This is a genomic window from Streptomyces sp. NPDC111606 (assembly GCF_055656945.1).
In genome coordinates this window covers 679,226-701,338 of record NZ_JBVKBY010000004.1, presented here as the reverse complement: position 1 = coordinate 701,338, position 22,113 = coordinate 679,226, and the positions used below count along the sequence as shown (strand labels likewise).

General features: G+C 72.4%; 23 protein-coding genes. 13 read left to right on the top strand and 10 right to left on the bottom strand.

The window, feature by feature from the left end; translation table 11 throughout:
- The first annotated feature begins 119 nt into the window (after window positions 1-119).
- Complete coding sequence (locus ACZ7M7_RS18365) at window positions 120-1,907, top strand: helix-turn-helix domain-containing protein (protein ID WP_472117857.1); 1,788 nt, start codon at window positions 120-122, stop codon at window positions 1,905-1,907.
- Between the two features lie 23 nt (window positions 1,908-1,930).
- Here the strand turns inward: ACZ7M7_RS18365 and ACZ7M7_RS18360 are convergent, their stop codons facing one another.
- Complete coding sequence (locus ACZ7M7_RS18360) at window positions 1,931-2,515, bottom strand: AMIN-like domain-containing (lipo)protein (protein ID WP_451168766.1); 585 nt, start codon at window positions 2,513-2,515, stop codon at window positions 1,931-1,933.
- A 54-nt stretch (window positions 2,516-2,569) separates the two neighbouring features.
- Window positions 2,570-2,731, bottom strand: coding sequence for a hypothetical protein (locus ACZ7M7_RS18355; RefSeq protein ID WP_451168765.1), 162 nt, complete (start codon window positions 2,729-2,731; stop codon window positions 2,570-2,572).
- A gap of 52 nt (window positions 2,732-2,783) precedes the next feature.
- Here ACZ7M7_RS18355 and ACZ7M7_RS18350 point away from each other — a divergent pair, with 52 nt between their 5' ends.
- The 4 genes from ACZ7M7_RS18350 (at window position 2,784) to ACZ7M7_RS18335 (ending at window position 7,572) form a co-directional block, all read left to right on the top strand.
- Window positions 2,784-3,950: an FAD-dependent oxidoreductase gene (locus tag ACZ7M7_RS18350; RefSeq protein ID WP_472117853.1), complete on the top strand. Its 1,167-nt coding sequence runs from the start codon at window positions 2,784-2,786 to the stop codon at window positions 3,948-3,950.
- Window positions 3,951-4,069: 119 nt separating this feature from the next.
- Window positions 4,070-6,181: a xanthine dehydrogenase family protein molybdopterin-binding subunit gene (locus tag ACZ7M7_RS18345; protein ID WP_472118046.1), complete on the top strand. Its 2,112-nt coding sequence runs from the start codon at window positions 4,070-4,072 to the stop codon at window positions 6,179-6,181.
- A gap of 19 nt (window positions 6,182-6,200) precedes the next feature.
- The gene (locus tag ACZ7M7_RS18340) at window positions 6,201-6,656 is read left to right on the top strand and encodes a (2Fe-2S)-binding protein (protein ID WP_383612753.1); all 456 of its coding nucleotides are present in this window, start codon (window positions 6,201-6,203) and stop codon (window positions 6,654-6,656) included.
- Between the two features lie 49 nt (window positions 6,657-6,705).
- Complete coding sequence (locus tag ACZ7M7_RS18335; RefSeq protein ID WP_472117850.1) at window positions 6,706-7,572, top strand: fructosamine kinase family protein; 867 nt, start codon at window positions 6,706-6,708, stop codon at window positions 7,570-7,572.
- A gap of 39 nt (window positions 7,573-7,611) precedes the next feature.
- On the opposite strand, the gene ACZ7M7_RS18330 is transcribed toward ACZ7M7_RS18335, so the two are convergent.
- Window positions 7,612-8,502, bottom strand: coding sequence for a hypothetical protein (locus tag ACZ7M7_RS18330; RefSeq protein ID WP_472117847.1), 891 nt, complete (start codon window positions 8,500-8,502; stop codon window positions 7,612-7,614).
- Between the two features lie 109 nt (window positions 8,503-8,611).
- Window positions 8,612-9,805 (bottom strand): CaiB/BaiF CoA transferase family protein, encoded by a 1,194-nt coding sequence (locus ACZ7M7_RS18325; protein WP_472117844.1) that lies wholly within the window; start codon window positions 9,803-9,805, stop codon window positions 8,612-8,614.
- A 111-nt stretch (window positions 9,806-9,916) separates the two neighbouring features.
- On the opposite strand from ACZ7M7_RS18325, the gene ACZ7M7_RS18320 reads away from it, so the two are divergent.
- Window positions 9,917-10,849 (top strand): NADP-dependent oxidoreductase, encoded by a 933-nt coding sequence (locus ACZ7M7_RS18320; RefSeq protein WP_472117840.1) that lies wholly within the window; start codon window positions 9,917-9,919, stop codon window positions 10,847-10,849.
- A gap of 17 nt (window positions 10,850-10,866) precedes the next feature.
- On the opposite strand, the gene ACZ7M7_RS18315 is transcribed toward ACZ7M7_RS18320, so the two are convergent.
- Entirely contained in the window at window positions 10,867-11,325 is a 459-nt protein-coding gene (locus ACZ7M7_RS18315; protein WP_472117836.1) for a MarR family winged helix-turn-helix transcriptional regulator, read from the bottom strand.
- Between the two features lie 157 nt (window positions 11,326-11,482).
- On the opposite strand from ACZ7M7_RS18315, the gene ACZ7M7_RS18310 reads away from it, so the two are divergent.
- Window positions 11,483-11,836, top strand: a complete 354-nt coding sequence (locus tag ACZ7M7_RS18310) for a hypothetical protein (protein ID WP_383632574.1) — start codon at window positions 11,483-11,485, stop codon at window positions 11,834-11,836.
- Between the two features lie 54 nt (window positions 11,837-11,890).
- Here ACZ7M7_RS18310 and ACZ7M7_RS18305 read toward each other — a convergent pair whose 3' ends face one another.
- Entirely contained in the window at window positions 11,891-12,883 is a 993-nt protein-coding gene (locus ACZ7M7_RS18305) for a helix-turn-helix domain-containing protein (RefSeq protein ID WP_472117833.1), read from the bottom strand.
- Window positions 12,884-12,970: 87 nt separating this feature from the next.
- Window positions 12,971-13,951 carry an alpha/beta hydrolase gene (locus ACZ7M7_RS18300; RefSeq protein WP_472117830.1) on the bottom strand — a complete coding sequence of 327 codons (981 nt, stop codon included), beginning with the start codon at window positions 13,949-13,951 and terminating at the stop codon, window positions 12,971-12,973.
- 236 nt (window positions 13,952-14,187) lie between these two features.
- On the opposite strand from ACZ7M7_RS18300, the gene ACZ7M7_RS18295 reads away from it, so the two are divergent.
- Entirely contained in the window at window positions 14,188-15,165 is a 978-nt protein-coding gene (locus ACZ7M7_RS18295) for a TerC/Alx family metal homeostasis membrane protein (RefSeq protein ID WP_472117827.1), read from the top strand.
- On the opposite strand, the gene ACZ7M7_RS18290 is transcribed toward ACZ7M7_RS18295, so the two are convergent.
- Window positions 15,089-16,345, bottom strand: coding sequence for an MFS transporter (locus ACZ7M7_RS18290; RefSeq protein ID WP_472117825.1), 1,257 nt, complete (start codon window positions 16,343-16,345; stop codon window positions 15,089-15,091). The genes ACZ7M7_RS18295 and ACZ7M7_RS18290 overlap by 77 nt on opposite strands.
- Before the next feature lie 56 nt (window positions 16,346-16,401).
- On the opposite strand from ACZ7M7_RS18290, the gene ACZ7M7_RS18285 reads away from it, so the two are divergent.
- A complete protein-coding gene (locus ACZ7M7_RS18285; protein ID WP_472117822.1) occupies window positions 16,402-17,382 on the top strand; it encodes an ArsR/SmtB family transcription factor in 981 nt (326 codons plus the stop codon).
- Window positions 17,383-17,474: 92 nt separating this feature from the next.
- Window positions 17,475-18,356, top strand: coding sequence for an LLM class F420-dependent oxidoreductase (locus ACZ7M7_RS18280; protein ID WP_472117819.1), 882 nt, complete (start codon window positions 17,475-17,477; stop codon window positions 18,354-18,356).
- Window positions 18,357-18,363: 7 nt separating this feature from the next.
- On the opposite strand, the gene ACZ7M7_RS18275 is transcribed toward ACZ7M7_RS18280, so the two are convergent.
- Window positions 18,364-18,582, bottom strand: coding sequence for a hypothetical protein (locus ACZ7M7_RS18275; protein ID WP_328420403.1), 219 nt, complete (start codon window positions 18,580-18,582; stop codon window positions 18,364-18,366).
- A 114-nt stretch (window positions 18,583-18,696) separates the two neighbouring features.
- Here ACZ7M7_RS18275 and ACZ7M7_RS18270 point away from each other — a divergent pair, with 114 nt between their 5' ends.
- Window positions 18,697-19,602, top strand: coding sequence for a LysR family transcriptional regulator (locus ACZ7M7_RS18270; protein WP_472117816.1), 906 nt, complete (start codon window positions 18,697-18,699; stop codon window positions 19,600-19,602).
- Between the two features lie 78 nt (window positions 19,603-19,680).
- Here the strand turns inward: ACZ7M7_RS18270 and ACZ7M7_RS18265 are convergent, their stop codons facing one another.
- Entirely contained in the window at window positions 19,681-20,244 is a 564-nt protein-coding gene (locus ACZ7M7_RS18265; RefSeq protein ID WP_328877616.1) for an NADPH-dependent FMN reductase, read from the bottom strand.
- A 99-nt stretch (window positions 20,245-20,343) separates the two neighbouring features.
- Here ACZ7M7_RS18265 and ACZ7M7_RS18260 point away from each other — a divergent pair, with 99 nt between their 5' ends.
- Window positions 20,344-21,018: a TetR/AcrR family transcriptional regulator gene (locus ACZ7M7_RS18260; protein WP_383612792.1), complete on the top strand. Its 675-nt coding sequence runs from the start codon at window positions 20,344-20,346 to the stop codon at window positions 21,016-21,018.
- 58 nt (window positions 21,019-21,076) lie between these two features.
- Window positions 21,077-22,111, top strand: coding sequence for a LacI family DNA-binding transcriptional regulator (locus ACZ7M7_RS18255; protein WP_383612795.1), 1,035 nt, complete (start codon window positions 21,077-21,079; stop codon window positions 22,109-22,111).
- Window positions 22,112-22,113 lie beyond the last annotated feature (2 nt).

The window sequence follows — 22,113 nt, the reverse complement described above, 5'->3', positions numbered from 1 at the left end:
TGCCTTTCAAGATCATGGAGCGCTGCGGTCGTTCATGGGTGTCTCAATACGAGACAACCTCCGCCCGCACAGCCCGCCGTCGCCGCGTGCGCATGGCCCCCGATACGGTGAGAAGCGCCATGACCACCGCGGAACATCCTCCTGCCCTCGCCCCGCTGCGCCATGCCCGCGAACGGTTCCTGACGGGGCGCCCGCTCCCGGCGGGCGTGCCGGACGACGTCGTCGCCGCCTGGCGGCGCGCCCGGTTCTTCGGCGTACGGCCCGATCTCGACGGCCCGGTACGGGAGTCGGCCCACCCCGTCGACTCGCCCCTGCTGGAGGCGGCGCGCCCTGTGCTCGCCCGGATCGCCCCGGCCCTCGACGCCGGACGCTCGGCCCTCGTGCTCACCGACGAACGGCTGAGGGTGCTGTGGTCGACCGGCAGCGCCCCCGGCGACGACACGTGCAGCGACCTGTCCGAACGCGAGGTCGGCCACAACAGCGCCGCCCTCGCCCTGCGCACCCGGAGCCGGGCCGAGGTGCACGGCCCCGAGCACTTCCTCGACGTGTGGCAGGACGTCTCCGCGGTCAGCGTGCCACTGCTGTCCCCGGATTCGGATCAGGTGCTCGGCACGGTCACGGTCGCCTCCGGTCTGTGCGCGGGCTGCCGACCGCACCCCGGCGCCGCCCTCGCCGAGGCGGCCGCCGCTGCGATGGAGGCCGAACTGCGGGCACGCGCGCGTACCGCGGAACGGGCGCTGCTCGACGCATACGAGCGGGCCGCGCGGAGTCGCGAACGGGCCGTCGTCGCGCTGGACGGCCGAAACCGCCTGATCAGCGAGGCGGCGGCACGCCTTGCCTCGCCGCAGGTGCTGGAGGCGCTGGAGCGGGGCGCGCGGGCATGGGGGAGGGGGACCGGGGAGCCGTACGAGGTCTCGCTTCCCGAGGACGCCGGGTGCAGCGCCGAGATCACTCCGGTACGGCATGAAGGGCGCGCTGCCGGCCTGATCGCCGTGCTGGCGCCCCGTTCCGTGGAGCCGGTGCCGGCGTCTGTGCCGCGCCCGGAGAGCGAGTTGGTCGGGAACTCGGTGCCGTGGCGGCACGCTGTCGCGCAGGCGGCGGCCCTGGCCCGGACCGCGGGACCTCTGCTCGTCGTGGGCGAACGGGGAGCCGGCAAGACCACGCTGGCCCTCGAACTGCTCGACGGCACGGCCCCGTTGGTCGTGGATGCCGCGGAATCACCCGAACCGGGCCTCAAGGATGACGAGCGGGGCGAGATGGGGGTCGCCCCGGCCGACGGCTGGGGGAGCTGGGGGAGAGCCGGTGACGGGCCCCTGCTGCTGCGGCACGCCGAACGGCTCGCCCAGTCCGACGTCGCCGCCCTCAACTCGCTCCTGGACGAGCGTCCCGACGCCCGCCTGGTCGTCACCTACACGCCGGGAACCTCACCGGGCCCCTGCCTCCAGCGCCTCCTCGACACCCTCGCGGCCCGCTCGGTGACCCTGCCGGCGCTACGGGAACGCCCCGAGGACATCCGGGAGTTGCTGCCCGCCCTCGCTCCCGGGCCCGCCCCCGGCAGCCCGCCGCTGACCTGGTCGCTGGACGCGCTGCGGGCGCTGGAACGGCATCCCTGGCCCGGCAACGTCACCGAACTCGCCCACCTCGTGCGGGCGTTGGCGCGGCAACGGCGCATCGGCGGACCGGTGCGGCGGAGCGAACTGCCCGATCCCGTCCGGGAAGGACCCGCGGGACGGAACCTCAGTCCGATGGAGCTCGCCGAACGCGCCGCGATCCTGGAGGCACTGCGCCGCCACGGCGGCAACAAGGCGCGCGCCGCGGCGGCGTTGGGCATCGCCCGGGCGACCCTCTACCGGAAGCTGCGGGAGTATCAGGGGCGGGACGCCGCCATCCGGGGCGGGGCGCTCTGACCGCTCCCCGCCCCTGACCGCCTTCAGCGTGCCCCGGTCCAGTTGTGCGCCACGTCGACCACGATCCGGTTGTCGGCCACCCACACCCGGAACGGCAGCCGCGCCCGGACTCCGAGCCCGATCTGCGTGTCCCCTTCGAAGCTGCCGACGAAGCGGCCGTCCCTGAAGGTGCGGTACCCCGTGAGGTCCACGCCCTTCAGACGCTGACCGGCCCGCACGGGATAGGTGGGCTTGCCGGTTTCGGGGTCGTAGGCCGGTGCGGCCACGCGCACCTCGAGGACGGCTCCGCCGCCGACGGCGATGTGGTTGCCCGAACCGTCCTGGTAGAGGCGGCTGACGTACCTGACGGAATAGCCGAGGTCGCCGCTGCGCGCGCCGGGAACGTCGACGACCATGCGGTCGAAGCAGGCGTGCCGGCCCGTCCGGACGTTCGTCACCGACTCCGTCGTGGCGGCGGAGCGGGTCTCGGCCTGGCTGCCCCAGCCGGTGGGGCAGGCCGTGGTGGCCTGGGTGGTGCGGGCGGGGGCTGCGTCGGCAGGAACCGCCGCCACTCCCAAGGTGATGCCCATGAGCGCGGCTGTCGCCCATGCCGTTCGTTTTTGTACCATTGCGTCCCCCGGGGAGGCTAACTGTCTGATATCTGGTGAGACACCCGGCTCGCGTCAATGGTTGCACTCCTCGCGAGAGATGGCGGGAATCATCCGGAATACGGCGAGAGCGTCGATGACCAGCGCCCACAGCAGGATGGGGAATGCCGCCACCGTGGGTGCGGCGCCGACCACCACCGAGGTGCGGGAACCGACCTCGGGGCCCGGACGTTCCATGAAGTACCCGGGCGACTCACGGGGTCGTGTGTGGACGAGTGGGGGGAGCGGCGTGACACAGGTGCTGGTCATCGGGGGCGGAATCGCGGGCGCGGGCGCGGCTCTGGCACTGGACAAGGCCGGATTCGACGTCGTCGTGTACGAGGCGCACCCCGACTCCGCCGAGGACATCGGCGCGTTCCTCACGCTCGCGAGCAACGGCATGCGCGCCCTGGCCCAGGTGGACGCCTCGGCCGCGGTGACCGAGATCGGCTTCCCGCTGACCTCGATGCGGGTCCTGGACGACACGGGCACCGAGCTGGCCCAAGTGCCGCTCGGCGAGGCCGGCACCCCGCACCTGCAGTACCGCTGTCTGCGGCGTGGCGATCTCAACTCCGCCTTGCAGGCCGAGGTCAAGCGCAGAGGCATCGACATCCGGCACGGCGCGCGCCTGATGTCGGTGGTCGAGGGTCCGGGGGGCGTCACCGCCCACTTCGCCGACGGCACCACGGCGGCCGGCGATCTGCTCATCGGGGCCGACGGCCTCAACTCCACCGTGCGCCGGCTCATCTCCCCGGACGCGCGGCCGGCTTACGCCGGGCAGTACGTCTTCTACGGCTACACCGGCGTCGCACCCGGACCCGCCCGGCCCGAGACCATCACCATGGTGCGCGGCAGCTCCGTCGCCTTCGGGTGCGCGGTGTCGCCGGAGGGGGAGACGTACTGGTTCGCCCGCGTCACCGACGAGCCCTTGGCCGCCGACACCATCGCGCAGGGCACCCCCGACCAATGGCGCGACCTGCTCCTGCCGCTGCTGCGCAAGGACTCCACCCCGGCCGCTGACCTGGTGGCGGCCACCCCCGACCACCTCATGGTCACCAACGCCACCGAACTGCCCACCGGAACACCCTGGCGTTCGGGCCGGACCCTGATCATCGGCGATGCGGCGCACGCGGCGTCCCCCGCCACCGGGCAGGGCGCCTCGATGGCACTCGAGGACGCCGTCGTCCTCGCCAAGTCCCTGCGGGACGCGCCGGACACCGACGCCGCGCTCTCCCTGTACGAGACACTCCGCCGCCGCCGCGTGGAACACAACATCACCGTCAGCGGCAACATCTCCCGCGGCGCCCCCACCCCGTCGGGCCCCGGCCCCCGGGGCGCGAGTGCGGACCGGCCGGGCGACGACGAGCTCATCCGGCACCTCGAGTGGAGCACCGACCTCTCACAACTCGCGCCGTAGTCCGAAGGAATGACCAACCGGCGCAACCCCGCGGTGCACCGACCCCTCATACAGGTCGAACCAGTCCGGTTCGCGGAGAGGAGCGCCTGTTGGCCCGTCAGTTGTCCCGTCGACAGTTCGTGGTCCATTCGCTCGTGGCGACCACCCTGACCGTCGCGGCACCGCTCGGCTGCGACTCCGCGACCGCGGAGGGCGCCGAGCGAACCGTGGACGGCGACCGCCGGCCCTCCGACGTCCTGGTCACCGGTACCGACGCGGAGATGCTGGTCCTGGAGGTCACTCCGGCCAACAAGGTCGTCGTACGGCTGCCCCGCGTCGAGGTCGGCCAAGGGGTCACCACCGCCGTCGCGATGATGATCGCCGAGGAACTGGACGCCCGGCTCGCCGACGTCGACATCCCGCTCGCGGATGCCCGCAACGAGGGCAACCAGTTCACCGGCGGATCCAGTTCGGTCAGTTCGCTGTACGGTCCGGCGCGGCACTTGGCCGCCACCGCACGTGCCAAGCTGGTGACCGCGGCCGCCCGCCGCTGGCACGTCCCCGCACGGACCCTGCGCACCCGCGGCACGAGAGTCTTCGCACCGGACGGGCGCTCGGCCACGTTCGGCTCACTGACGAGGAGCGCTGCCCGGATCACACGGCCTGCCGTGCCGACCGATCCCAAGCCGGCGTCGAAACACCGGTTGATCGGGCGGCCGACGACCCGGATCGACGCCCGCGACCTCATCACCGGCAAGGCGAAGTACACCGGAGACCTCACGGTGGCCGGAGCCAGGCCGACAGTCGTGGCCCGGCCGCCGACGATCGGCGGGAAGGTCCTCTCGGTCGACTCCGGGGCGGCCCGCGCCATGCCCGGTGTCCATGCGGTCGTCCAGATCGACGGCGGTGTGGCCGTGGTCGCGGAGACCTTCCACCACGCCTTCCAGGCCAGGGACGCGCTCCGGATCAAGTGGGCGCCCGGCCCGCTGGCGAACCTCTCCGACTCCGGCATCCGCTCCCGGCTGCGAGCCGCGGTCCCGAAGCTGGAGACTCCGCCGCGCGGATCGGCGCAGACCGAGGCCGAGTTCGAGTTCGCCTTCGTCAGCCATGCGCCGATGGAGGTCCTCACTGCCGTGGCGGACGTACGCACCGGGCGGGCCGAGATCTGGTTCTCCGCCCAGACCCCGACATCCGCGCGGGAGGACATTGCGTCGCGGCTCGACCTGCCGGTGTCGAAGGTGCAGGTCCACGTACTGCGCGGCGGCGGCTCGTTCGGGCGGCGGCTGAACCATGACGCCGCTGTCGAGGCGGCCTTGATCTCCAAGCAGGCAGGCCGGCCGGTCAAGCTCATGTGGAGCCGGGCCGACGACATCCGGCACGGCAGGATGCGCCCGGCCTCCCATCACCGGATCCGGGCCAGCCATGCGCGCGGCAGGGTGGTCGCCTTCGCCCACGCGACGGCCTCGGTCAGCGAGTCCTTCGAGGAACGGGGGCTGTCCACGCAGGGCGGCGTGGGCCCCGCTCAAGTCGGCGCGAACTCGGCCGTACGCGCCGCACCGCTCCCCAGCGACAGCGGCCTCTACAACTTCGGCCGTCTCTCCGGGAAGTCGGGCTCGGTCGACCTGGTCATGCCCCTCGGCGCCTGGCGCTCGGTGGACTCCGGCACGGTGCGCACCGCCGAGGAGATCGTCGTCGACGAGGTCGCCCGCAGCCTCGGTCAGGACCCCGTCGCCTTCCGCCGTACGACACTGCGGAGCAAGACTGTCAGGGCCGTACTGGACAAGGTCGCGACCGCCGGGAAGTGGGGCCGGACCATGCCGAGGGGGCACGCCCAGGGTGTCGCGGTCCACGAGGAGTACGACTCCTGTGTGGCCTGTCTGGTCGAGATCGACGCCGTCGACCCGAAGCACCCACGGGTGACCAAGGTGGTAATGGCGGCCGACGTAGGTACGGCAGTCAACCCGCGTGGCCTGGAGGCCCAGCTCATGGGCACGGCCGTCGACGGCATCTCCACCATCCTGCGAGCCGGCCTGCACATCGACCGGGGCGCCGTCCGGGAGAGCAGCTTCGCCGACTTCCACTACGCCCGCCAGCAGCACGCGCCGCAGCACTTCGAGGCGCACATCATGCCCTCCCGCCGCGCTCCGGGCGGCGCCGGTGAACTCGGCGTCCCGGCCGCGTCCGGCGCCGTCGCCAACGCCTACGCACGGGCGACCGGCACCAAGCCGCGCCGTTTCCCCCTCAACTTCTGAGCCACCCGAGAAGGTACCGATGCCGTCCTACTCCTTCACCCTCAACGGCAAGCGGGTCACCGTCGAGGCGCCCGCCGACATGCCCCTGCTGTGGGTGCTGCGCGACCTGCTGAACGTCACCGGCCCCAAGTACGGCTGTGGCGTGGGCGCCTGCCGTGCCTGCACCAGCCATCTCGACGGCGACGAGATCCAGCCCTGCGTCGTCCCGGTCGCCGACTGCGCCGGCCGTGCGGTCACCACCATCGAGGGCCTGGCCGACGGCGACCGGCTCCACCCCGTCCAACAGGCCTGGCTCGACTGCGACGTCGCCCAGTGCGGCTTCTGCCAGCCGGGCCAGATCATGGCCACGGCCGCGCTGCTGAAGAAGACACCCCGGCCGACGGACGCGGACATCGACCGGATCGAGAACGTCTGCCGGTGCGGCACGTACGCCAGGATCCGTGAGGCGATCAAGAAGGCCGCCGCCGGCAGCTGACCGAGTAGGTGCCTTCGGTGGGGCGGGGGGCCGCCGTACCCTGTGGCCCGTGTACGACTCCTTCGACGGTCCCGGCGCCCCGGCCGCGCACTTCACCGGGCTCCCGGTCACCGGTGAACGCCGGCTCTCCGGATCGCTCGCCGAAGTCACCCTCGCCGGCGGGCAGGTCGTGATGGTCAAACGCGGCGAAGGCGACGGCGCCGCACAGGCCGAGGCGGCCGGGCTGCGCTGGCTGGCCGGCGCCGGCACGGTCCGTGTCCCCGCCGTGCACGGCCAGGACGGGCAGTGGCTGGTCACGGAGCGGGTGGCGACCGGCCCTCCCACGGCCGAGGCAGCCGAGCGGTTCGGCCGAGACCTGGCCGCACTGCACGCCACCGGCGCACCGGCGTTCGGCGCCGCACCGCCCGGCGGCCCCGAGGACGCGTACATCGGGCTCGCCCCGATGCGCAACGTCACCGGCCCGGACTGGCCGCGCTGGTACGCCGAGCACCGGGTGCTGCCGTATCTGCGCAGCGCTGTCGATCAAGGCACGGTCCGCGGCGCTGAGGCGTCCGTGATCGAGCGGGTCTGCGAGCGGCTCCCCGAGCTGGCGGGCCCCGCCGAGCCGCCCGCCCGGCTGCACGGCGACCTGTGGAACGGCAACGTCCTGTGGGGCGCCGACGGGCACGCCCGGCTGATCGACCCTGCCGCACACGGCGGCCACCGCGAGACGGACCTGGCCATGCTCCACCTCTTCGGCTGCCCCCACCTGGACCGGATCCTGGACGGCTACCGGGACGCGGCGCCCCTCGCCGCCGGCTGGTCCGACCGGATCGCCCTCCACCAGCTCTTCCCGCTCCTGGTGCACGCCGTCCTCTTCGGCCGCGGCTATGCCGAGCAGGCCGTGGCGGCGGCCGAGGGTGCCTTGCGCAGTTGATGGCGCACGGACCGACCACCAGAGATCTGTAACGGTCAGTCAGCTCCAGCTGCCGGAGGGTCCGTCGGGGTTCCCCTGCGGCACCGGGCGGCCCGTGAACGCGTCCAGCAGGAGCCGGTCGGCGAGTGGGCGGTCCAGCTCGACGGTCACCTTCTTCGCGCGCAGGTCGGCGGTGCACGGGCCGTCCTTCATGCCGACGACGTAGCCGGACAGGACGACGCTGCCGTCCGTCTCCAGCACGTCCACGGCGGGTCCGTCGTCGCAGGAGCCGTGGTGGGCCAGCACCGTGACGGAGCGGCCGTCCGCGGCCGTCTCCACCAGCCGGTTGAGCTCCCACAGGCCCTCGGTGGTGTCCCGAGCCGGTCCGATGGGCGGCGCGGGCAGCTTCGAGGGCTTCACGGCGACCCGCTTGAGCGGGGTGTCGTAGCCCTCGACGGTGAACAGCCAGGCCGGGACGGTGGCCGGGCCGCGGCTCGTGACCAGCGTCGTCTCGCCCAGCTTCGCCCCGGTCACGACGAGACGCGGCGCGGGCGCGTCCGTGCGGTCCACCGTCTTGTACGCCTCCCGCGCGCCCATGAGCGGCAGCGTGAGGGAACCGCCGTTGCGCCACGTCACCTTCCCTTCCCTCTGCTCGGAGTCGGGGAGGTCGCCGCGCAGCTCGAAGTTCCGGCGGCCGTAGGCCTTCTTGTCGTCCTCGTCGTGGAACGCGTCCTCGGGCGGCTGCACCGCGTCCGCCATCGGGTAGTAGCCCTTGCGCCAGGCGTCGGCGGCCGGTGAACCGTCCCAGGCCTCGGCGACCTCGTGGGCGCGGGCCTTTGTCTCCGGGGCCGGGTCCGCGTCGTCGGACCCGGCCGTGACGGTGCCGCAGCCGGCGGCGAGCACGCCGAGGGCGGTGAGCAGCGAGGCGGTGCGTGAAGCGGTCGTACGCATGGATCCCCCTGAACGGACAGCGGCAGGCACAGGAGGGGCGGTGCCGCAGCCGCCCGACACTGTGACGCACGGAGGGTGGGCCGCGTTCGGTCACACAGGGGGCCGGTTGTCAGATCACGGCGTCAGCGCGCAGGGCCTCGATCTCCTCGCCGGTACGGCCGAGTTCGGTGAGGATCGCCTCCGTGTGCTCGCCCACCGCCGGCACCGGGTCCATGCGTGCGGGCAGTCCGGCGAGGTCGGCCGGCGGGAGCAGGGCCTGCACCGTCGCGCCGCCGGGCACCGGCACGTCGCGCCAGCGCTCGCGGGCGGCGAGGACCGGGTGGTCCAGGAACGCGGTGACGTCGTTGACTCCGGCGCAGGCGATGCCGATGGACTCCAGCTCCTTGAGGATCTCCTCGGCGTCGGAGCGGGCGCAGCGCTCGGCGACGACGGCGTTGACCTCGTCCCGGTGTGCCACCCGCGCGGAGCTCGTGGCGAAGCGGGGGTCGTCGGTCAGCTCGGGCCGGCCCAGGAACCGATCGCACAGGACGGCCCACTCGCGCTCGTTCTGGATGGAGAACAGCACCTCCCTGCCGTCGGCGGCCGGGTAGGCGCCGTAGGGAGCGAGGGTGGGGTGCTGGGTGCCCAGCCGTGGGGGCTGGGTGCCGCCGTACCGGGTGTAGTTGGCGGGCTGGCCCATCCATTCGGCCAGCGCCTCGAACAGGGAGACCTCCACCGGGTGGGCCGTGCCCGTGGTGGCGCGTGTGAAGAGGGCGGTGAGGACGCCGCTGTACGCGTACATCCCGGCCGCGATGTCGGCGACGGAGATGCCGACGCGCGCGGTCTCGTCGGGGGTTCCGGTCAGCGACACCAACCCGGTCTGGCACTGCACCAGCAGGTCGTACGACTTCCGGTCGGCCCACGGCCCGGACGTGCCGTACCCGGAGATCGTGCACGGGATCAGCCGCGGCCACCGCTCGCCCAGCGCCTCGACACCAAGGCCGAGGCGGTCGGCGGCGCCCGGCGCCAGGTTCTGCACGAACACGTCGGCGTCGTCGAGGAGCCGGTGCAGGATCTCGCGGCCGCGCGGATCCTTGAGATCCAGCGTCAGGGACTCCTTGGACCGGTTGAGCCACACGAAATAGCTGGAGTGACCGTGCACCGCGGTGTCGTACCGGCGGGCGAAGTCCCCCTCCCCGGGCCGCTCGACCTTGATCACACGCGCGCCGAGATCGGCGAGCTGCCGGGTGGCGTACGGGGCAGCCACGGCCTGCTCCAGGCTGACCACGGTGATGCCGGACAGGGGAAGGTGTGGCGCGCTCATGGGGCCATGTCTACGGCCACATCGGAGATCGCGTCAATGCGAGGCCGCCACGCTGAATGTGGATGCATATATTGCACATGCTGGTAACAGTCGTGTGGTTACATGGGAGCCATGAAGGCCATCACACTGCAGCACTACGGTCAGCCCGAGGATCTGAAGCTGGTGGAGCACCCCGACCCCAAGGTGGCTCCGGGCGAGGTCCTCATCCGCGTGAAGGCCGCCGGGGTCAACCCGGTGGACTGGAAGGTCGGGGCGGGGTACCTCGACCCGCTCATGGAGACCCACTTCCCCGTGATTCCCGGCTGGGACGTCTCCGGAGTCGTCGAACAGGTCGGCCTGGACGTCGAGGAGTTCGCGCCCGGTGACGAGGTGTACGGCTATGTCCGCAAGGACTCCGTGCAGCTCGGCACCTATGCCGAGCTGGTGGCCGCGAACGTGCGTCTGGTGGCGCGCAAGCCGGCCTCGCTCAGCTGGGAGCAGGCGGCGGGCGTGCCGCTGGCGGGACTGACCGCCTACCAGGCGATCAAGCGCGTGGGGGTGAGTGCCGGTGAGACGGTCCTGGTGCATGCCGCGGCCGGCGGGGTCGGCATGTTCGGCGTGCAGATCGCCGTCGCGCTCGGCGCCCGGGTCATCGGCACCGCGAGCGAGCGCAACCACGACTTCGTCCGGGAGCTCGGCGCCGAGCCCGTGACCTACGGCGACGGCCTGGCCGACCGGCTGCGCGAGCTGGCCCCGGAGGGCGTCGACGCGGCGCTGGACTTCGTCGGGGGCGACGCCGTGGACGTGTCCCAGCAGGTCCTCAAGCGCCGTGACCGGGTGGTGTCCATCGCCGACCCCGACGTCCTGGCGAAGGGCGGCCACGTCCTGTGGGTGCGCCCCGACCCGGCCGATCTGACGGCCCTCGGTGAACTGGCCGACGCGGGCCGACTCGCCGTCCACATCGACCGTGTGCTGCCGCTCGCCGAGGCCGCGGAGGCCTGGCGGATCAGCAGTGCGGGGCGGGTGCGCGGAAAGCTGGTGCTGTCGGTCGGGGACCAGGGGTAGCGCGAAGCGGGGCGGGCTCAGACGGGGACGCGAAGCGTCTCGACGGCCCGGACCAAGGGGGCCAGCTCGGGATTGGTCGCGGCCTTGTCGAGGGCCTGGCGCAGGGCCTTGTCGTTGGTGGGCCGTGCCTCGTCCAGGAGCGCCAGGCCTGTTTCGGTGACGTCGGTGTAGATGCCGCGGCGGTCGGTGGGGCAGAGGTAGCGGGAGAGCAGGCCGCGGTCCTCGAGCCGGGTGACGAGCCGGGTGGTGGCGCTCTGGCTGAGGACGACGGCGTCGGCGACCTGCTTCATCTGCAGGTGGCCGCCTTCGCCGCTGTGCTGGCGGCTGAGCACGTCGAGCAGGGAGTACTCCCGCACGCTCAGGTCGTGCCCGGTCTGCAGGGCGCGCTCGATGTGCGCCTCGATCCTCCCGTGCAGCAGGGAGAGAGCGCACCAGCCCTGGGCGAGCGCGGTGAGCGCGGGGTCCGTGGCAGTCATGGCGCCGGAGTCCTCCGTCCCGAGATGGATGACCTCCAGGATAGGCCATCCGTGAAATTTCCGGCGAGTGCGCGTATAGCGCGCATGCAAGCAGTGGGATGCCGGCGCCCGGAACTCCGTGGCCGCTGAGCTCGGGGCGTGGATATCGTCACCGCCCATGAGCAGCCCGACCCCGACCACCACACTGTGGCGTCCCACCGGCCCCAAGGAGCTGGACCTCGTCCGCGAGCTGAACTGGCGAGCCTGGCCACCAAGGCTGCCCGAGCAGCCGATCTTCTACCCGGTGCTCAACGAGGACTACGCCGTGAAGATCGCCCGGGACTGGAACGTCAAGCACGACGGCGCCGGCTTCGTGACCCGGTTCGAGGTCGAGTCGGAGTTCCTGAGCCGCTACCCGGTCCAGCAGGCGGGCGGCGAGACGATCCTCGAACTGTGGGTGCCGGCCGAGGAATTGGACGAGTTCAACGCCCACATCGTCGGCACGATCGAGGTCGTCCACGAATTCCGGTGACGGTGGGCACGGCCGCCAGGGGGTGCGCTTCGCCGGCGTGATCCGGAAAATCCCCTAGTTCCGCACCAGGTGCCGCATGGCCAGTGCCAGGCCCAGCCGGAACCTGCCCTGCGGGGTGCGCAGGGGCCAGCCCAGGAGGTGCTCGGCGTGGGCCAGGCGCTCCTGGAGTGTGGAGTGGTGGACGTTGATCTCGGCCGCCGCCGCCCGCAGGCTCACCGTCGAGGCGACCGCGTGCAGTGTGGCGAGCAGCCAGGGCGCGGCCGCCGCGGCCGCCTCCAGTGCCTGTACGTCGGGCGGCGGCTCGGCACCCGGCAGTACGAGGTCGGCGAGCAGGGCGATGCCGCCCAGCTCGTCGGCGTGGACGACGCAGGGACCGGGGTCGTGGGCGCTGCCCTCGGCCGTGAACCGTAGCGCGATGCGGGCCTGCGACCAGGAGCGCGGCAGGTCGAGCACCGGGACGGCGGGCCCCACGCCCACGCGGCCGACGGGCGGTTCTGCGTCCAAGTGCGCGGAGACGATGCGGGGTTGGCCGTCGAGCGGCGCCAGGACGCGTGCCGCCGCGGCGGGGTCGAGCCCCAGGCGGCGGGCCGCGTGCAGCCGCGCCGCCTCCGGTGCCGTGGCGTCCAGGACGGTCTCGACCAGCGCCGGGTCGTCGGCCGGCGCCCGCCCCCGGGTCCGGTCGAGCACGAGCCGTACGGCCCCGGCGGCCCGCTCCAGGATCACCGCGTCTACGACACTCGGCTCCGCCTCCTGGGCCCGCTCCAGCCACAGCGCCGGAACGCCGCCCGGCGTCAGCGCGGCGGACGGCCACGCGGGATCCGGCGGTACGTCGCTGTCCCGCCGCGTCCCGTCGACCTCGACCCGGACCTGAACCCGCCGGTCCACGTCGACCAGCCGAGCCGGCACCCCGGCCAGCACGGCGGCACCACGCACCAACGCCTCCAGCCCGGCCCGCGACTCGGCGAGCCGATCGAAGTAGGCGATGACTCGCACGGCCGCCCCGGCATCCGGATCCAACGCGGTCAGACGTCCGGCCAGCTCTTTCATAGGCCCATGGTGCGGTACGGGGTCAAGGTCCGGACCCCCTCGCACAGAACCCCGGGGACGGCGACCCACCCCAGGGGCGCGGGGAACTCACCCGCTCAACAACCTCTTCAGCCACGCCAGCTGAGCCCCCCGACACGCCTGCGAAACCGCCGCCTGCGGTGCGAAGCCGTCGAACCCGTGGAAACCGCCGGGCCACACGTGCAGCTCGGCCACCCCTCCGGCCTGCCAGATCCGGGACGCATAGGCGACGACCTCGTCGCGGAACGTCTCCGCGGAACCGACGTCCACAAAGGCCGGCGGCAGCCCGGCCAGCACCTCCGCACGGGCCGGCGCAGCGTACGCGGAGACGTCGGGACCGCCCCGCCGCTCGCCGAGCAGCGCCGTCCAGCCGGTCTCGTTCGCCGTACGGTCCCAGACACCGAGCCCGGCCATCTGGTGGGCGGACGGGCTGTCGTTGCGGTCGTCCAGCATCGGGCACATCAGCATCTGTCCGATCAGCTCGGGCCCCCGCCGATCCCGGGTGAGCAGGGCAAGCGCCGCGGACAGTCCGCCACCCGCACTGGCACCGGCGACCACGATCCGCTGCGGGTCGCCTCCCAGCTCGACCGCATGCTTCGCCGTCCACTCCAGACCGGCGTACACGTCCTCGATCTGGGCCGGATACGAGTGTTCGGGCGCGAGCCGGTACTCCACGGACACCACGATCGCGTCCAGTTCCTTCGCCCAGGTCAGGGGAACGTCGACGCCGACGCGGTTGTTGCCGATGATCAGGCCGCCGCCGTGGACGTGATAGATCACGGGCCGCGGTCCCGCGCCGACCGGAGCGGCCGGCCGGCAGATCAGCAGGGAGATCTCGGGCGCGCCCTCGGGACCCGGCACCACCCGGTCCTCGACCTCGAAGAAGCCGTCCACGGTCAGGTCCAGTTGGGCCAGCATCTCGATCCCCGGACCCCGGCGGACGTCGGCTATCTCGTCCATCGTGAGGCCGGGCGAGATCATGTCCTTGATGAGCTCCAGGGCGGCGGCGAGCTCGGGGTCGAACGGTGGCGGGGGCGGGGCCTGGGTCATGGGGTCTCCTCACACGGCGGTACGCGGGTGCCGGACGGCTCTGCGGCCATGATCTGCGCACCGGTCCCCGCTCAGAGGGCCGCCGTTCGGCGGGACCTCCCCGCCGTCCGGCGGGTGGCACCCGCGTGACCCCGGAGCTTGCCAGGACATGACCCGTTGTTCACCTGTCGTAGGTGGCAGGGAAGCCGGGCGGCGACAACGCTGTCAAGGCCCCACCTGCACCAGGAGTACACCCCGTGAACGTCTCCCTCTCCGGCTGGTTGCTGACCGTCGTCGCCCTGTGCGCGCTCGTCGCCGTGGACTTCTTCATCGGTCGCAAACCCCACGACGTGTCCATCCGTGAAGCGGGCACGTGGACGATCGTCTGGGTCGTCCTGGCCTGTCTGTTCGGCCTGGGCCTGTTCTTCTACGGCGGTGGTGGTCCCACGGGCGAGTTCTTCGCCGGGTACATCACGGAGAAGTCGCTCAGCGTCGACAACCTCTTCGTCTTCGTCCTGATCATGGGCAAGTTCGCGGTGCCCTCGCAGTACCAGCAGCGCGTCCTGATGGTCGGCGTGATCATGGCCCTCGTGCTGCGCGCCGGCTTCATCGCGGCCGGCGCGGCGATCATCTCCGCGTTCTCCTGGGTGTTCTACCTCTTCGGCGCCTTCCTGATCTGGACCGCCTGGAAGCTGATCCAGGATGCCCGCAAGGAGGAGCACGAGGAGGAGTATCAGGAGAGCAAGCTGCTCAAGGCCGTCGAGAAGCGCTTCGGCGTGGCCGACCGGTACCACGGCACCAAGCTGTTCATCACCGAGAACGGCAAGCGGGTCATGACCCCGATGCTGGTCGTGATGCTGGCGATCGGCTCCACCGACGTCCTGTTCGCCCTGGACTCCATCCCCGCGATCTACGGGCTGACCCAGGACCCGTACATCGTCTTCACCGCCAACGCCTTCGCGCTGATGGGCCTCAGGCAGCTGTACTTTCTCATCGGCGGCCTGCTGAAGAAGCTGGTCCACCTCAGCTACGGCCTGTCGATCATCCTCGGCTTCATCGGCGTCAAGCTCTTCCTGCACGCGCTGCACGAGTCCGGCGTCCACGTACCGGAGATCAGCATCCCCTTCTCGCTCGGCTTCATCGTGCTCGTCCTGGCCATCACGACGGTGACCAGCCTGCGGGCTTCGAAGAAGCAGGAGCAGGAGCCGGCGGAGTCGGAGCGCATGGCACAGTGACGGCGTTGCGACGATTCGCATGGCGGGCGACCGCCACCGCGGTCAGCGTCGCGACGAGTGCGCACACGCCGGTCCAGCCGAAGCGGCCGTAGGCCCGGACACCCAGCCACGAGCCGGCCGTGCCACCCAGGTACACGCAGGTCATGTACGCGGTGTTGAGGCGGCCGCGGACGTCCGCGCCGAGGCCGTAGATCCGCACCGTGTTGGCGACCATCCCGGACTGCATACCGACGTCGAGCAGCAGCGTGCCGACGACCAGCGCGGTCAGCCCGGGCACGCCGCCCAGGCCGCCGAACGCCAGCACCACCGCCGAGGTACCGACCACGAGGAAGCACACGAGGTTGACCCGGTCCGGACCCCGGCGGTCCACCAGCCGCCCGGCGACCGGCGTGCACAGCATCGTCGCCGCGTTGACGAGCGCCAGCAGCCCGGCGGCCTTCGCGCTCATGCCGTACACCGGCCCCGTGAGCAGCAGTGCCACGCCCGTCCACACCGCGGAGAACCCGGCGAACACCGTGGCCTGGTACAGACAGGAGCGGCGCAGCTCGGGCTCGGTGCGCAGCAGACGCAGCGGCGCGGCGAGCAGCGCCGGGTAGGGGTCCCGGGCCGACGGGGGCAGCGTCGGCAGCATGCGGGCCAGCAGGGCGGCGACCGTGAAGGAGAGCGCGGCGGCGAGGACGTACGGCGCCCGCCAGCCCAGCCAGTCGCCGAGGGCGCCGCCGACGGCACGGGACAGCAGCATGCCGGCCAGGGAGCCGCTCAGCAGGGTGCCGCTCACCACTCCGCGCCGTTCGGCCGGCACCAGGCCGGCCGCCAGCACACCGGCGAGCGGCGCGATCACCGTCACCGCACCGACGAGCGCGCTCGCGACGACCAGGGGCAGCAGCGCCCGGGCCGAACTCGCGGCGAGCAGACCGAGGCCGGTCAGTGCGAGCAGGGTGACGAGCAGCCGGCGGGGGCGCAGCCGGTCGCCGAGCGGCACGAGCAGGTAGATACCGGCCGCGTAGCCGAACTGGGTCGCGGTCACCACCGTGGCGGCCGCGTCGGGGGAGACGCCGAGGCCCGAGGCCACCAACGGGCCGATCGCCTGCGGGAAGTAGACATTGCCCACCGCGACTCCGCAGGCGAAGGCGAGCAGCGCGATCGCCGGGGTAGCCTGCCGGGAGTTGTGATCCGTCATACGCCGAAGTCCACGGCAGCGGCGGACGGTTGCCAAAGGATGTAGCCGGAGGCTTAATGATCAGCTTCCTGCTCGACGTCGACGACCTCGCGGACACCCGGTTCGCGATCTCGCCGTTGCGGGAGGTCATGGGCAGCCTGCGGGCCCTGCGCGCCCCGGGCCTCTACCCCCTGCACACCCCGTGGCGCCGCTCGGTCCTCGAACGCCTCGGCCCCGCCGATGCCGGGCTGCTGCGGGCCCTGGTCGGCCGGACCCTGACCCTGCCCGACTTCCTTACCCCGCGACCGACGACCTTCGCGCCCACGCTGGCCGACCAGCTCACCGTCGTAGGGGCGACGCCTCCGGATCTCGTACGGCGCGACCTGCTCGCGACCCATGCCCCGCACCCCCTCCCGGACGCGCTGCGGCAGATCACCGCGCCCGGCGCCGCGCCTGTGACTCAGCTGCTGGAGGAGCTGTGCGAACTCCTGCAGCGGTACTGGGAGTTGGCGATACTTCCCGACTGGCCACGGATGCGGCTCGTCCTGGAGGCCGACATCACGCACCGCGCCCGGCAGCTGGCCACGGGCGGAGCCCACCTCCTCTTCTCCGACCTGCACCGCAACGTCCGCTGGCGCGACGGTGTCCTGCGCGTCGACCGGATGATCGGCCGGCACGAGGTGGACGGCTCCGGGCGGGGACTGCGCCTGGTCCCGTCGCTGTTCTCACACAAACCCGCCCCGCCGCTCAGCGCCGACGAAGCGCCGATGCTGGCGTATCCCAGCAGGGGCGCCGCGACCTTGTGGGAACCGCGGCCCGAGCCCGACGCCTCCGCCCTCACCGCACTGCTCGGCGCACCCCGCACCACGGTCCTGCGGCTGCTCGCCGAACCGCTCCCCACGGTCGAGCTCGCCCGGCGCCTCGGCGTGACGCCCAGCGCCATCTCCCAGCACCTGAAGGTGCTGCACGCGACGGGACTCGTCACCCGGGCCCGTGACGGACGGCGTGTGCTGTACCGGCGTACCGCACTCGGCGACCAACTCGCCGGCGCGGCCTGACGGCGGTCACACGGCGCGCTTGACTTCGAGCGCACTCGAAGATCTAGCGTCGTCAGGGTCGCTGGACATCCGGGTGAACGGAGAGACAGGTCATGCGCGTCGGTGTGCACATCAACCGGTTCGACCATCCCGGCGCAGGGCCCGCGCTCGGAGCCGAACTCGCCGCCGCGGGCGCCGCGGCCGAGGCGGCGGGCCTGAGCTGGCTGTCGGTGATGGACCACTACTTCCAGATGGAGATCAACGACCGCGCCGAGGATCCCATGCTGGAGGCCTACACGACCCTCGGCTACCTCGCCGCCCACACCTCCACGGCCCGCCTCGGCGCCCTGGTGACCGGCGTGACCTACCGTCCCCCCGGCCTGCTCGCCAAGATCGCCACCTCGCTCGACGTGCTCTCCGGCGGCCGGGCCACCCTCGGGATCGGCGCCGCCTGGTACGGCCGCGAGCACGAGGGCCTCGGCGTGCCGTTCCCGCCGGTCGCCGAGCGCTTCGAGCGGCTGGAGGAGACCCTTCGGATCTGCCTCCAGATGTGGGACCCGCAGGCCAACGGCCCGTTCGAGGGCAAGCACTACCGGCTCGCCGAGACCCTCTGCGTCCCGGCGCCCCTCAGCTCCCCGCACCCCGAGATCATGATCGGCGGGGGCGGCGAGAAGAAGACGCTCCGGCTGGTCGCCCGGTACGGCGACGCGTGCAACCTGTTCGCCTCCTCGCCGGAGGAGGTCCGGCACAAGCTCGACGTGCTGCGCGGCCACTGCGACACCGAGGGGCGCGACTACGACGAGATCCGAAAGACCGTCCTCCACGCCGGCGAGGCCGTCGTCCAAGGCGACGTCGACGCCTTCACCCGGGACATCGCGGCCTACACCCGGCTCGGCATCGACACGGTGATCCTCGGTCCGCGCACCGGGGAACCGGCGGCGTTCATCGAGAACTTCGCGGCTCCTGCCGTACAGCGGCTGGCCGGGCTCGACTGAACCGACGTCACCGGCCGGGCGAGTGCGCCGGAGTCCCCGTGGGCCGGCTGCGGGAGACGACGCGCATGCCGCGGGCGTCCACCATGCGCACCTGCAAGGAACCGCAGGCGCACCGCGTCCACACCGTGCTGCCCGCCGCCGTGGTGTGCCGGGACACCACCTGGTAGGGCTCGGCTCCGTCGGGCCACCCGCAGTGCGGGCACACGGTGCCGGTCGTGCTGGTCATGGCGACTCCTCGTACCTCGTGGCTGGTTGACCGTCGCGACACAACCAAGGGTGCGATGCGCTTTCGTATACGTCCAGGTTGACTTTCCGGACGTCACCTTGAAGCGTGGGCTTCATGATTGACCTGCGCCGACTGCACGTACTGAGGGCCGTGGCGCACTACGGCACGGTCACCGCGGCCGCCCGCGCCCTGCACTTCACCCCCTCCGCGGCCTCCCAGCAGATCCGCCAGCTGGCCCGCGACCTGGGCGTCGACCTCCTCGAACCCCAGGGGCGCGGGGTGCGCCTCACCGCGGCGGCCGAGAGCCTGCTCGCGCACGCGGACGCGATCGCGGAGCGCTGGGAGGCGGCCGAGCTCGACCTGCGCGCCGAGTACAGCGCCCCCGCCGGGCAACTGCGCGTCAGCGGCTTCACGACGGCCGTGTCGGTGCTGCTGGCGCCGATGGCCGTACGGATGCGGGAGCGGCATCCGCAGCTGACCGTACGGATCCGCGAGACGACGGTGCCGGAGAGCTTCGACCTGCTCTTCGAGGGGGAGGTCGACCTGGCGGTGGTGGACGTGACCCCGCGCAACCCGCCGCTGAGCGACGCGCGCTTCGACCAGCAGCCGCTGCTGGACGACCCGTACGACCTCGTCGTCCCCGACGACCATCCGCTGGCCGGACTCGAACGCGTCGACCTCGCCCAGGCGGCGCACGAGGACTGGATCGCGCCGGTGCCGCAGAGCCCCTGCCTCCCGCATGTGATGTCGGCGTGCGGGGCGGCCGGGTTCACCCCGGACGTGATCCATCACGCGCTGGACTGGAACGTCACCGCCCACCTGATCGCCAACCGGCTCGGCGTCGCCCTGATCCCACGGCTGGCCCAGCTGACCCCGCAGCTCCCGATCACCCGGGTCCGCTGCGTCGGCGACCCGCACCGCAAGGTGCTGACCTGTACGCGCCGGGGCTGCCGGGAGCGGCCGGCGGTGGCGGCGGCGCTGGAGGAGCTGCGGGAGCTCGCGCCGACGCTGGTGGCGTGACGCGGGAGGAGGCGCCGGGCATGCGCGGAGGGGCCGGAGCGCTCGGCTCCGGCCCCTCCGCGAGGACCTCGGGGCAGGTCAGGCCGCGACGACCTCGCCCGCGTGCCCGTGGACGCGCGCGATGACCTCGGTCAGCTGCGCGGCGACCTCGGCGTCGTCGACCGGGTGGGTCTCGGCGAAGCGGGTCACGGAGCCGGGGATGGACAGCTTGACGTCCTCCAGCACCTTGCCGCCGGCGATGCCCACGGCCTTGCGGGTCTCGTCCTGCGCCCACACGCCGCCGTACTGGCCGAACGCGGTGCCGACCACGGCGACGGGCTTGCCTCCGAAGGCGCCGGAGCCGTACGGCCGGGACAGCCAGTCGATGGCGTTCTTCAGTACGGCCGGGATGGTGCCGTTGTACTCGGGGGAGAAGAGCAGGAACGCGTCCGCGGCCTGCGCGGCCTCACGCAGCTTGGCCGCGGTGGCGGGGACGGTGCCCTCGACGTCGATGTCCTCGTTGTAGAAGGGAATGTCGGCCAGGCCCTCGAAGAGCACGACCTCAGCGCCCTCGGGGGCGAGCTTGACGGCCGCCTCGGCGAGCTGACGGTTGTGCGAACCGGCGCGAAGGCTGCCGACGAGCGCGAGGATGCGAACAGACATGCGAACTCCAAGGATGCTGAAACACTGCCGTTACGATCCGGACCGGGGTCCGTTTAATTTCTAGCACCTTAACCGGACCGCGGTCCAGTTTCATTCCCGATGCTTTACCCTGGCTTCATGTCCGCCGTACTGCCGCCGTTCCCGCAGTCTCAGGAGCCCGAGGGCAAGCCCCAGTTGCTGGAGGTCGGCTCCGCCCCCGACGAGCCCTGCCTGCGCGCCGACGCGGCCCGCAACCGCGCCCGGCTGCTGGAGGCGGCCACCGAGCTGATCGCGGAGCACGGGGCGGCCGGGGTCACCATGGAGGCGGTGGCCGCGGCGGCCGGCGTGGGCAAGGGGACGGTCTTCCGCCGCTTCGGCGACCGCACCGGCCTGCTGACGGCGCTGCTGGACCACTCCGCGCGGAAGCTGCAGGCCGACTTCATCGGCGGGCCGCCACCGCTGGGTCCGGGCGCACCGCCGGTGGAGCGGCTGCGGGCCTTCGGTGTCGCCGTGCTGTACCGCGCGGCCGAGCAGTTGGACCTGCAACTGGCCGCGCAGCCGGAGCCGACGCGTCGCTTCGCCCACCCCTCGTACCGCGCGCTGCACACCCATGTCGCCATGCTGCTGCGGCAGATCGTGCCGGACGCCGACTGCGATCTCCTCGCCCAGACGCTCATGGCGTATCTCGACCCCGGCCTCATCCACCATCTGACCAAGCAGTGCGGCATGCCCATGGAGCGGCTGGAGAACGGCTGGTCCGACCTGGTCACCCGCGTGACGCGCACCGAGGTGTGACCGGGCGGGGACCCTGACCCGACCGCTACGCACAGGTTCTGCAAAGATGCGGTACGTCATGGTGCAGATACCGAAAACGCCCGCGCCCGCTCTGCCCGCACAGCGCTCGGTACCCACGAGCGCCGACGTGGCCCGCCTGGCCGGCGTCTCGCGCGCGACCGTCTCCTACGTCCTCAACAACACCAGCGCCGTCCGGATCAGCGAACCCACCCGCCGCCGCGTCCACGAGGCCGCGAAGGAGCTCGGGTACGTCCCGCACGCTGCCGCCCGCAGCCTGCGCGCCGGGCACAGCCGGATGGTCCTGATGCCCGCCCCGAGCTTCCCTGTCGGCTCCCTGTACGGCCGGTTCCTCAGCGACCTCCAGCTGGCGCTCGGCCGCCTCGACTACACCGTCGTGCAGCACGGCAGCGCCGGCCTGCACGGCGACGAGGCAGCCCGCGCCTGGGCCGAGCTGCGCCCCGTCGCCGTCCTGTTCTCCGGCTCCGGCCTCGGCCCGAAGGGCGTGACGGTGCTCAAGCGCTCCGGCGCCCGGGCCGTGGTCTCGCTCGGCCCCGAGTCCGTCGAGGGCGCCCACGCCCTGCTGATGGACTACGAGGCCGTGGGGTACCGCGCGGGCCGCCACCTCTACGACCGCGGCAGGCGCCGAGTCGGCGTCGTCGTCCCCGAGGAGGACGGCCTGGAGTCCTTCTCCGCGCCGCGTCTCGAAGGGGTGCGTCGCGCCCTGCACGGCACGGACGCCACCGTGACCGAGCTGCCCCTCGCCTACGACGAGGAGTCCGCCGCGCGGCTCGCCCGCAGCTGGCGCGACCGCGGTCTCGATGCCGTGTTCGCCTACAACGACGAGTACGCGATGCTGCTGATGCGTGCCCTGCAGGACGAGGGCGTCCGCATCCCCGTCGACACGGCCCTCATCGGCGCCGACGACCTGATGCTCGGACGGCTGCTGCGGCCTAGGCTGAGCACGGTCCACATCGAACTGCCGTCCGGCCGCGACCTTGCGGAGCTGGTCGACCACGCGGTGCGCAACCCCGGCGCCGCACCCCAGACGCACAAGGTGCTGGGAGCGACGGTGGTGCACCGCCAGTCCAGCTGAGG

Bases quoted from the DNA above. Each gene is read 5' to 3' on its own strand.
- ACZ7M7_RS18305 (WP_472117833.1), bottom strand. From the start codon at position 12,883: ATGAAAGAGCTGGCCGGACGTCTGACCGCGTTGGATCCGGATGCCGGG.
- ACZ7M7_RS18310 (WP_383632574.1), top strand. From the start codon at position 11,483: ATGAGCAGCCCGACCCCGACCACCACACTGTGGCGTCCCACCGGCCCC.
- ACZ7M7_RS18340 (WP_383612753.1), top strand. From the start codon at position 6,201: ATGCCGTCCTACTCCTTCACCCTCAACGGCAAGCGGGTCACCGTCGAG.
- ACZ7M7_RS18260 (WP_383612792.1), top strand. From the start codon at position 20,344: ATGCTTTACCCTGGCTTCATGTCCGCCGTACTGCCGCCGTTCCCGCAG.
- ACZ7M7_RS18285 (WP_472117822.1), top strand. From the start codon at position 16,402: ATGATCAGCTTCCTGCTCGACGTCGACGACCTCGCGGACACCCGGTTC.
- ACZ7M7_RS18265 (WP_328877616.1), bottom strand. From the start codon at position 20,244: ATGTCTGTTCGCATCCTCGCGCTCGTCGGCAGCCTTCGCGCCGGTTCG.
- ACZ7M7_RS18315 (WP_472117836.1), bottom strand. From the start codon at position 11,325: ATGACTGCCACGGACCCCGCGCTCACCGCGCTCGCCCAGGGCTGGTGC.
- ACZ7M7_RS18280 (WP_472117819.1), top strand. From the start codon at position 17,475: ATGCGCGTCGGTGTGCACATCAACCGGTTCGACCATCCCGGCGCAGGG.
- ACZ7M7_RS18325 (WP_472117844.1), bottom strand. From the start codon at position 9,805: ATGAGCGCGCCACACCTTCCCCTGTCCGGCATCACCGTGGTCAGCCTG.
- ACZ7M7_RS18330 (WP_472117847.1), bottom strand. From the start codon at position 8,502: ATGCGTACGACCGCTTCACGCACCGCCTCGCTGCTCACCGCCCTCGGC.
- ACZ7M7_RS18365 (WP_472117857.1), top strand. From the start codon at position 120: ATGACCACCGCGGAACATCCTCCTGCCCTCGCCCCGCTGCGCCATGCC.
- ACZ7M7_RS18275 (WP_328420403.1), bottom strand. From the start codon at position 18,582: ATGACCAGCACGACCGGCACCGTGTGCCCGCACTGCGGGTGGCCCGAC.
- ACZ7M7_RS18355 (WP_451168765.1), bottom strand. From the start codon at position 2,731: ATGGAACGTCCGGGCCCCGAGGTCGGTTCCCGCACCTCGGTGGTGGTC.
- ACZ7M7_RS18320 (WP_472117840.1), top strand. From the start codon at position 9,917: ATGAAGGCCATCACACTGCAGCACTACGGTCAGCCCGAGGATCTGAAG.
- ACZ7M7_RS18360 (WP_451168766.1), bottom strand. From the start codon at position 2,515: ATGGTACAAAAACGAACGGCATGGGCGACAGCCGCGCTCATGGGCATC.
- ACZ7M7_RS18255 (WP_383612795.1), top strand. From the start codon at position 21,077: ATGGTGCAGATACCGAAAACGCCCGCGCCCGCTCTGCCCGCACAGCGC.
- ACZ7M7_RS18290 (WP_472117825.1), bottom strand. From the start codon at position 16,345: ATGACGGATCACAACTCCCGGCAGGCTACCCCGGCGATCGCGCTGCTC.
- ACZ7M7_RS18300 (WP_472117830.1), bottom strand. From the start codon at position 13,951: ATGACCCAGGCCCCGCCCCCGCCACCGTTCGACCCCGAGCTCGCCGCC.
- ACZ7M7_RS18270 (WP_472117816.1), top strand. From the start codon at position 18,697: ATGATTGACCTGCGCCGACTGCACGTACTGAGGGCCGTGGCGCACTAC.